Source organism: Seonamhaeicola aphaedonensis, assembly GCF_003386195.1.
Classification (GTDB): domain Bacteria; phylum Bacteroidota; class Bacteroidia; order Flavobacteriales; family Flavobacteriaceae; genus Seonamhaeicola; species Seonamhaeicola aphaedonensis.
Genome location: NZ_QRDX01000002.1, coordinates 149,636 through 153,746, shown reverse-complemented (window position 1 = coordinate 153,746; position 4,111 = coordinate 149,636). Strand labels below are relative to the sequence as shown.

The 4,111-nt window shown below is 41.1% G+C and carries 2 protein-coding genes; both read right to left on the bottom strand.

The window, feature by feature from the left end; genetic code table 11:
* A partial coding sequence (locus DFQ02_RS15145; protein WP_220340209.1) for a putative metal-binding motif-containing protein occupies positions 1-1,410 on the bottom strand: 1,410 nt, incomplete at its 3' end.
* 443 nt (positions 1,411-1,853) lie between these two features.
* Positions 1,854-4,111 (bottom strand): T9SS type A sorting domain-containing protein (locus tag DFQ02_RS04370; RefSeq protein WP_147297729.1); only part of this gene is annotated, 2,258 nt, incomplete at its 5' end.

Below are 4,111 nucleotides of genomic sequence, written 5' to 3'. Positions count from 1 at the left end.
AGCGCCATCGCAGTCTTCATCTATGCCATTATCTGGAATATCTGTAGCTCCTGGGTTTATAGAAGCAACACTATCATTACAGTCATCATTTGTGAGGCTATAACCCGTTCCTGGGTCTGAACAAAAACTAGTTCCTGAATCATTCTCATCCCCATAACCATCCTCATCGGCGTCTATATAATACGTTGTTTGACCAGTTACACTAGCATCATCATCATCAATATCGCCATCGCAATCATTATCTATACCATCACATACTTCAGTAGCTCCAGGGTTTATAGACCCATTAGCATCATTACAATCTGTATTATCTGAAACATAATTCGCCGGTTGGGTGTTAGACAAGGTTGAATTAGCATTATCGCCATAACCATCACTATCTGAATCTAAATACCAAGTCTTTAAATCATCTCCATCGCAATCCTCATCAATACCGTTATCCGAGATTTCTGGCGCCCCTGGATATATGGAAGGATTGTTTATGGCACAATCCACGGCATCGCTGTAATTGTCCTCATCGGTATCGGTAATGGTCTGGTCTGACCAAATCTTTAAATCGAATGTGGCACTGGACAGCCCCTCGGTATTGAACCCTTGGTAATACACCCTTACAAAATAAGTGTCGCCTATGCTTAATCCGGTGGCATTAAGCTCCTCGTTGCCAGAGGAAGCATCTGCACAACTTTCTGGATTTAAACTATTGCAACTCCCGGAAAACAATGAAATAACGCCATCGAAGGATAAATTCTCCAAGGTAATATTGACATTTGAGGTCTGCGCTATAAACGAATACCAGACATCGTCCCTTACATTGCCCAGTACACTACAGTTCTCAAAACCGGTATTGGACCCTGCCCCACTTAGTATAGTTCCATTAATAGGCGTGGCATCACCTGAATTGTCCTTCGCGGTCTCCTGTAACGAAAAAATAGCCTCTTCGCAAAAATCATTCACCGGTGGAGGATATTGGTTGGTGGTAATGTTTATGGGACCTATATAGGAACTGACACCGTTACCCGAACCGCTACAGTTCGATCGGACATAGACATCGTAGGGCGTTGCTGGAGACAATACATCCCCTGTACTAAAAATAGTTTCTGTAGTATTGCCTGAAGCTATCGGGCTGTTGCCCTGTCCTGCACCATCGGCAACGACTTCCCAATCATAACTGTCGGGAGTGGTCAGCATGGGGGCTTCCCACTGAAAATCGATACGCGTGTCAGACTTGTACTTGATGCTCTCCGTATAGGTACTGGGCTGGTTGCAGTTCGCCTGGGACAGGTTTTGAATCGTTAAACGGTGCGTGTCATCGTCTTCCGTACAGTTAGCTGGTCCGTCTAGTGTAATATGCACTCTAATGCTTGTTTCTGTGGTGCTGAATGTTAAGGGGGACTGCCCATGGGCTATCACCGTTGGTGTATCAGAGTCGTTGGTAACTGTTATATAATCTGCATTGGGTACTGCCGTTCTATTGCTAGTTAATTCATAGTTATCGTTTACTGTAATGCCGCTGATGGTGGTATATTCGCCAGCTTCGATGGCCGAGGTTAAAATATAGTCCTCACCATCATTGTTCCAAGAACTCAATGATCCTGGAAATTCTAAAGGCGCTATACAGCCCTGGCCGTTAAGGTAATATATGCCGAAAAAAAATACTGCTAGTGAAAGTAGAAATTGTTTCATAGTAATTTGGTTTAAAAAGCCAATGAGCCATTGAGTTGATTTAAGTTACCAATATTTATAACTTATATACAAATAGCTAGTTACTACACCAATTTTTTCGATTAAAGGTGGCAAAGAATAAAAAGAGCAGCTATAATTGCTGCTCTTTTTAATGTTAATTAAATTGCCTATTACTGAGATTTTGCTGAAATTATCTTTGTAACAGCACTCTCTTTAGAGGTTGTTAAACGTACAAAGTACAATTGATCATCAGCTTCCGACAAGTTAATGGTTTGAGTACCAATGGTGCCTTTAGCATAATTGGTATCCTCTGTTTGTTTAATTAATGCGCCTTTAATGTCGTACACATTAATTTGCACATCGGTATCATATTCATACTTATAGGCAATATTTACTTCGTTGGTAAATGGCACAGGATATGCCTTAATGCTTGCTGTTTTACCAAGCTCACCACCTACATCTACCTTACAGGCATTAGGTATTGGTTCACCACCTACAACAAACTCACCATCTGATGATGTTGGTACATAACCGTAATCGAAATCCCAACTACCATCCGTACAAGCCACCGCATGTGCTATAACGTAGATGTCTCCTTCATAAGGCATAGGCTCTAATGTATAGGTACCTAAATTAAATGTTAAATCGTACGAGTTAAAGGTATATTGCCCCGGAGCTACGGTATAACTTCCACTCGGGCTTTTTGGATAGCTTTCACAGCCAATATAAAGATGTGCTTCATCAAGCCCAACACCATCAGCCATATCATATACTACACTTACAAAACCGCCTTCATAAGTAATTCTTACTTCACCTATGTACTGTCCTTTTTCAAGGATACAACGTCCTGCGCCTCTCCATAGGTCTAACACCGTAGTACCACTATTTTCAGCAATACGGTTGGTCCAACCCCAGCGACGGAAACCTTCTTCTCTAAAGCAAGTACTTATAGCTGTATCTACACCTCCAATTTGGTCATCTACGCGTACACCAAATGCGGTACCACAATCTTGACATTCTTCGACTAAAATGGTCGTGTCATCATAGTTTATACAACCCGTTTCAGGATCTGCAGCGGTATATCTAACCGTATATGTACCTTCTGGTAAAGGTCCTTCACCTATATTAAAATAATACTTACCATCTTCGCCTTTCTCAACAAGACCATTATCATATTCCTTACCATCTCCATCAATACTAATTCCCATCCAAGAACCATCTTCGTGAGATATTCCATTGGTTCGAGCAGTATCATCTATAAATTTTGTTGGTAAGAATACACTACCCGCCTCGGCACATAGCCTACCAAATGGGGCTCCGGCATCTACGTCTGGAGCTTCGTATACATTAAAACCTGTTACGGCTCCTAAAGAGGTAATACAACCATCCTTTGTATCAATTTCAACAATGTATTTATATTCACCAACTGCTGTTGGAGCTGCTGGTGCAAATACTCCTTCTTCTTCACACTCTATCAAAGCCCCCATATCATAAGGATTACCATCTCTGGTAGCTGCAACCCATTTTATTGTAGAACCATCTGGGAGATTAGGTATCTCATCTAAATTGGCATAATCGCATAATGTAGTAGGACGCTCTGGATCGTTCTCACAATAATTGGTAGGTGTAACATTTGGACTTACTGGAATGCCTATTAATTTCAACGTACGTGTACACTCTGTATAACATCCTGTTTTATTATTAGTGATTTTAACTTTATAATCTCCTGGTATGGTTAGCCCTGAAACAGATTTAGTAGTCATACCTGTTACTCCAGGACCTGTCCAAAGATAATCTATATCTAAAGGATCTACTATGTCTGTATTTGCCATAAATGTTGCTGTTTCTGGAACTTCTTGTCCCTGGCAAATTTCATTATCTCCAGTTATCCAACAGCTTGGGTTCGGGTTATTTGTTAACGTCACATCATCACTGTGGTAACAAGTGTTATTTGCATTGTTTGTTAACGTCCAACGTACTGTAATGGAATTACCCGCTGTAACTCCTGTAACTGTAGTGCTAGCACTATTTACATCTGTTATAGATCCTGTGCCTGATACTTTTGACCATTGACCTGTAAAACCTGCTTGAGTATTACCCATGATGTCAAATGTGCTAACATCGCACTTACGCTCTGGTTCTCCTGCATCGGCTACTGGTACTTCATCATTATACAACGTCACATCATCACTGTGGTAACAAGTGTTATTTGCATTGTTTGTTAACGTCCAACGTACTGTAATGGAATTACCCGCTGTAACTCCTGTAACTGTAGTGCTAGCACTATTTACATCTGTTATAGATCCTGTGCCTGATACTTTTGACCATTGACCTGTAAAACCTGCTTGAGTATTACCCATGATGTCAAATGTGCTAACATCGCACTTACGCTCTGGTTCTCCTGCATCGGCTACTGGTACTTCATAAA